Genomic DNA, 5,641 nt, shown 5'->3' on the forward strand with positions numbered 1-5,641 from the left:
CTGGGGCAGGGTGGCGCCGCCGTCCGCACTGACCGACCCCACGGCCACCGGGACGGTCGGGGTGAGGGCGGTGACGTCCTCGTCGGCGATACCGGCGCGGTCGGCCGCGTCGCGGATGTCGGCGAACATCGCCGACTGCTGCACCGACGACGGGAAGCGCTCGGCCAGGGCGGCGGCGACCTTGCGACGGTCCTCGAGTCCGGCCTTCTTCTGCTCGAGGTCGGCGATGGTCATCGCGACGACCCGGTTGTTCTGACGTGTGGAGTCGGTCTGGGCCTTGATCTCGTCGATCTCGCTCATCCGGGGCGAGATCACCAGGAGGTAGCCCACCACCAGGACGAGCAGGACGATAGCGCCACCGACCAGCTTGGTCAGCGCGACCTTGTCGAGGTTCTTCACGGCGTGGTCCTTTCGAGGAACGCCGGGTCGGCATAGCGACCGGCGTAGGCCTTGTCGGTCACTGACACCGAGGCGGTGAACGTGATCGCGTCGCCGCCCTCGACGGCTCCGGCGGTCGAGCTGGAGATGAACAGGTCGGCGAAGAGGTCGGTCCGGCTGAGCTTGGTCTCCCAGTCACCCAGGACCCGGCGGGACGCCGCGGTGCCGTTGATCGTGATGCACCCCGCCGTCGCGCCGGGGGGCAGGTAGGGGTCGGGGGAGGGGCACGCGCCGGAGGTCGGCGCGACCGGGACGACCGGGGTCGCGGCCTCCGCCGTGCCGCCTGCCGTGACCGGGGGCGCGACCGGTGCCGGGGTGGTGTCGACGGTGACCTCGATGGTGCCCAGGTTGACGTCGTCTGGCGCCGTGGCGTCGAGGCGTTCGACGATGTCGGAGAGCAGCACCTCGCGCGACATCGTCTGCTGGATCAGCGCCTCGTTGGCCTCGACCGTCGCGTAGTAGATCTTGACCGGGGTTAGGGCGGTCACCTCCGCCGCCAGCCGGCTCGCGGTCGCCTGCTCGGAGGCCAGCTCGCCGTTGGCTGAGGAGATCGCCCCGGCCTGCAGGACGTACGCCGCTCCGACGACCGCCACGGCCGCGAGCGCCGCGCCACCGAAGGTGCGGCGCAGCCGCTCCACGCGGGCCTGCCTCATCACGGCGGGCGGCAGCAGGTTCACCCCCGGGAGCGTCGGCACGAACTGCTCGGGGGTCGGGCCGGCCTTGGCCTTGCCCTTGGACTTGTCGCCGTCCTTGCCGGCCGGCGCGTTGCCGGCCTTGGCGGAGCGCTGCCCGCGCGGGGGCTTGGCGTCGGTCTTGGTCATCAGCGCCATGTCAGTTGGCTCCCATCGCGAGCCCGAGGGCGATCGACAGCTCTTGGGGGGTGACCCCCTCGGGGACCCTCACCTTCCGGCTGTTGGGGACGTGGTCGAGCGGGTTGCCGAACTCGACGGGCACCCGCAGCTCGGAGGCGAGGCGCTGCGCGAAGCCGCCCAGGTTGCCTCCGCCGCCGCTGAGCACGACCCGCGACAGCGACCCGATGTTGCTGCCGCTGGTGAGGAAGAAGTCGACGGTCTGGCGGACCTCGCCGATCAGCCGCGACACGGACTCGTTGATGACGGTCTGCGCGGGGTGCTCGTCGCCAGGCACGGTGGCGGTGGCGACCCCACCGAAGACCGTGTCCGACACCCCGAGGGCGGCGCCGGCGGGGTGCGAGGTAGGCATGCCCAGCGCGATCTTGGTGCGCTCGGCCTCCTCGTGGGACCACTCGAAGCGGTCGCGCAGCACCTGCGTCAGCACCTCGCCGCCCTGCCCGGTCATGATGCGGACGTAGCGGGGCTGCCCACCCTCGTGGATCACGAGGTTGGCGACGTGGGCGCCGAGCTCGAGCAGCACCTCGACGCTCGGCTCCGCCGACTCCGAGCCAGGCGCCGGGTTGGCGGCCCGCACCAGGGCGAAGGGGCTGATCTCGGCGCGCACCGGCTGGAGCCCGGCCCCGCGCAGCGCGGTGACGAAGCCGTCGAGGGTCTCGTTGGAGGCCACCACGAGCAGGATCTGCAGCATCCGCCGGGTCTGGCCGGTGACCGGGTCGACGGTCTCGAAGTCCTTGAGCGCGTGGTAGTCGACCGTGACCTCGTTGATGTCCATCGGGATGTACTCCGCCGCCTGGTACTTCAGCGACTTGCGGAAGTCGTCGGGGGCGAGCCACTCGAGGTCCATCTGCCGCACCAGCACGTGGCTGTTGGCCAGGGAGAAGACGACCTTCTTGGTCTTGAGCTTCTCTCTTGACCACAGCTCCTTGAGCGCCAGGCTCACCGCGGCGGGGTCGCGGATCTCACCGGCGACCACGACCCCCGTGGGGAGCGTGGCGACGGCGACCTTCTCCACGACGGGGCCGTTGCGGCCGGGCGTGAACTGGATGGCGCGGACGCCGGAGCCACCGATGTCCAGGCTGACCAACGTGCGTCCCACTCGTACTCCTCGAGCTGATGAGTCCCGGCGGGGGCCGGGTCTCGACGTGACGCCCCGTCCGCACGCGGGGACTGGGGCCTTCTCAGAGCAGTTATCGGGGGGAGGGGGCGGCTGCTTGACCGGAACAGAGGAAAACCTCGGCACATTTCACGCGCGGTGACGACAAACGCGTGCCCAAGCCTCTAGACGGGCCGACGGCGAGCCGATGGTCTGGGTGACCCGTTCCGGGCAGGCCTCCGCGCGCCCCGGGACACAGGCACCCGCCGCCCCCGTCGTAAGGCTGTCGATGAACCAGCAGACCCAGCAGACCCCGCTCCAGCTGACGCCGTTTTTCCAGGCGCTCGTCGACCACAAGGGTTCCGACCTGCACCTCAAGGTCGCCTCGCCGCCCAAGATCCGGATCTCGGGCGTCCTCACTCCGCTCGACCACCCGCCGCTGACCCCGCAGCAGGCCGAGGAGTGGATCACCGAGACGATGGACGCCGACACACGCCGCAAGTTCGCCGACACCAACGAGGCCGACTACTCGATCTCGCTGCACGGGCTCGGACGGTTCCGCGCCAACGCGTTCCGCGCGCGGGGCACGGTGGCCCTGATCTGCCGCCGGGTCGCCGACACGCCGCTGACCCTCGAGCAGCTGGGGGTGCCGTCGGTCATCAGCGAGCTCGCCCTGCACAGCCGCGGGATGGTGCTGGTCACGGGCCCGACCGGGTCGGGCAAGACCACCACGCTCGGCGGCATGGTCGACCTGATCAACACCACGAAGCCGGTGCACGTGCTGACCATCGAGGACCCGATCGAGATCCTGCACGCCGACAAGGTGGCCTCGATCAACCAGCGCGAGCTGCGGCTCGACACGACCGACTTCTCGGTGGCCCTACGCGCCGCGATGCGCCAGGACCCCGACGTCATCCTGATCGGCGAGATGCGCGACGTCGAGACGGTGCGGGCCGCCGCCTCGGCGGCCGAGACCGGCCACTTCGTGATGTCGACCCTGCACACCACCGACGCCGCCGAGACGGTGAACCGCATCATCGACTTCTTCCCGCCGAGCGAGCAGAAGCAGATCCGTCTTGCCCTCGCGGCCTCACTCAAGGGAATCGTGTGCCAGCGTCTGGTGCCGAAGGCGGACGGGACCGGCCGGGTGTGCGCGATGGAGGTGCTGGTCAACACCTCGCGCATCGCCGAGGCCATCGCCGACCCCGACAAGACCCACGGCATCGTCGACATCGTCGCCGAGGGCCGCCACTACGGCATGCAGACCTTCGACCAGCACCTCGTCGACCTGACGATGTCGGGTCAGATCACGGTCGCGGCCGCCAAGGCCGCCTCCACCAACCCGCACGACCTCGCCGTCCAGCTCAAGCGGGCCGGGATGAGCCCCCAGGTGGTCGACGCGGCCTGAGGTCGCCCGTCAGCCGCAGAACTTCCGCCGGTTGAACCCTCGTGTCGGGCCCCCGACCGGCCGATGAGACCTAGAGACGAGACCCGTCCGCCAGCCTTCTACTCGGAGCCCTGATGACCTTGACCGCCATGACCCCGCCGACCGGACCGGCCGGCTCCGACCGCAGCGCCAGCGTGCTCAACCTGCTCGAGCACGGCAAGATCACCGATGAGCAGGTCTGCGCTGCCGAGGTCGTCGCTGCTGACAAGCGCCAGCCGCTGCTCAACGTGCTGGTGGCGACCGGCGCGATCACCAAGGTGGACGCCGTACGGGCCAACACCGAGGTCCTCGGAATGGAGTTCGTCGAGCTCCTCGACTACGTGATCGACGGCGGCGCCCAGACCCGGCTGACCGGCGACATCTGCCGACGGCGCAACGTGATCCCACTGTGCTGGGACGGGCCACGGCTGGTCGTCGCGGCCTCGGCGTCCGCGGCGCGCGATCTGAACCTGAAGGACGACCTCAAGCGTATGGCGCGCGCGGACATCAAGTTCGCCATCGCGATGAAGGAGGACATCGCCGCCAAGGTCAACCGGACCTACCGGCCAGACGGCGAGCTCAACCAGCTCACCACCGACCTCACCGAGACCGACGAGGCCGAGGACAACGAGCTCAACGCCCTCGGCGACGTCACGGCCGAGGCCCCTGTCGTCCGCTTCGTCAACCTGCTGATCATGCAGGGCATCGCCGACGGGGCCTCCGACATCCACCTCGACCCCGGTGAGCACAGCCTGCGCGTGCGCTACCGCATCGACGGCGTCCTCAAGGACGCCCACACGGCCCCCAAGAGCATCCAGGCGGCCGTCATCTCCCGGCTCAAGATCACCGCGGGCATCGACATCGCCGAGACCCGCAAGCCGCAGGACGGTCGCCTGTCGGTCACCCACGAGGGCAAGAAGATCGACCTGCGCGTCGCCTCCCTCCCCACGGTCTTCGGGGAGAAGATCGTGATGCGCATCCTCGACAACTCCACAGCCCAGATGAGTCTCGACGACCTCGGGTTCGCGCCGGCCAACTTCGCCCGCTTCGAGCAGTCCTACGTCAAGCCCTACGGGATGATCCTCGTGACCGGCCCGACGGGCTCGGGCAAGTCGACGACGCTCTACGCCACGGTCAACATCGTGTCCGACCCGCAGGTCAACGTGATCACCGTCGAGAACCCGGTCGAGTACCGCATCGCGGGCATCAACCAGGTGCAGACCAACGACAAGGCCGGCATGACGTTTGCCGCCGCACTCAAGTCGATCCTGCGCTCGGACCCCGACGTCGTGCTGATCGGTGAGATCCGCGACCACGAGACCGCGCAGATCGCGGTCGAGGCCGCGCTCACCGGGCACCTGGTGCTCTCGACCCTGCACACCAACGACGCTCCGAGCGCGATCACGCGACTGATCGAGATGGGTATCGAGCCCTTCCTCGTCGGCTCGGCGCTCGACTGCGTGCTCGCTCAGCGGCTGTGCCGCAAGCTGTGCACCAAGTGCCGCGAGGAGTACGTGCCGACCGCCGAGGAGCTGCTCGCCGTGCCGGACTTCCCGTATGCGCAGGGTGACCCCCTGCCGACGCTCTACCAGCCGGTGGGCTGCAACCTGTGCTCCTCGACCGGCTACAAGGGCCGGATGGCGCTGCACGAGGTCATGACGGTCACCGAGTCGGTCGAGCGCTTGGCAGTGCAGCGCGTCGCCTCCGACGACATCATGCGCCTCGCGCGATCCGAGGGCATGAAGACCCTGCTCGAGGACGGTTGGTACAAGGTCGGCCGCGGGCTGACCTCGATCCAGGAGATCCTGCGCG

General features: G+C 69.7%; 5 protein-coding genes. 2 read left to right on the top strand and 3 right to left on the bottom strand.

Annotation, left to right across the window (positions count from 1 at the left end; all coding sequences use genetic code 11):
- The 3 genes from VOI19_RS13135 to pilM form a co-directional block, all read right to left on the bottom strand.
- On the bottom strand, window positions 1-399 hold a 399-nt coding region (locus tag VOI19_RS13135; protein ID WP_323793412.1), incomplete at its 3' end, for a hypothetical protein.
- Window positions 396-1,268 carry a hypothetical protein gene (locus tag VOI19_RS13140; protein ID WP_323793413.1) on the bottom strand — a complete coding sequence of 291 codons (873 nt, stop codon included), beginning with the start codon at window positions 1,266-1,268 and terminating at the stop codon, window positions 396-398. The genes VOI19_RS13140 and VOI19_RS13135, both read right to left, overlap by 4 nt.
- A 1-nt stretch (window position 1,269) precedes the next feature.
- Window positions 1,270-2,406 carry a type IV pilus assembly protein PilM gene (gene pilM / locus VOI19_RS13145; protein ID WP_323793414.1) on the bottom strand — a complete coding sequence of 379 codons (1,137 nt, stop codon included), beginning with the start codon at window positions 2,404-2,406 and terminating at the stop codon, window positions 1,270-1,272.
- 286 nt (window positions 2,407-2,692) lie between these two features.
- Between pilM and VOI19_RS13150 the strand changes: the two genes are divergently transcribed.
- Window positions 2,693-3,811 (top strand): PilT/PilU family type 4a pilus ATPase, encoded by a 1,119-nt coding sequence (locus VOI19_RS13150; protein ID WP_323793415.1) that lies wholly within the window; start codon window positions 2,693-2,695, stop codon window positions 3,809-3,811.
- Between the two features lie 113 nt (window positions 3,812-3,924).
- The coding region (locus VOI19_RS13155; protein ID WP_323793416.1) for a GspE/PulE family protein at window positions 3,925-5,641 on the top strand (1,717 nt) is incomplete at its 3' end.

It is taken from the genome of Nocardioides sp. (assembly GCF_034670285.1).
GTDB lineage: Bacteria > Actinomycetota > Actinomycetes > Propionibacteriales > Nocardioidaceae > Nocardioides.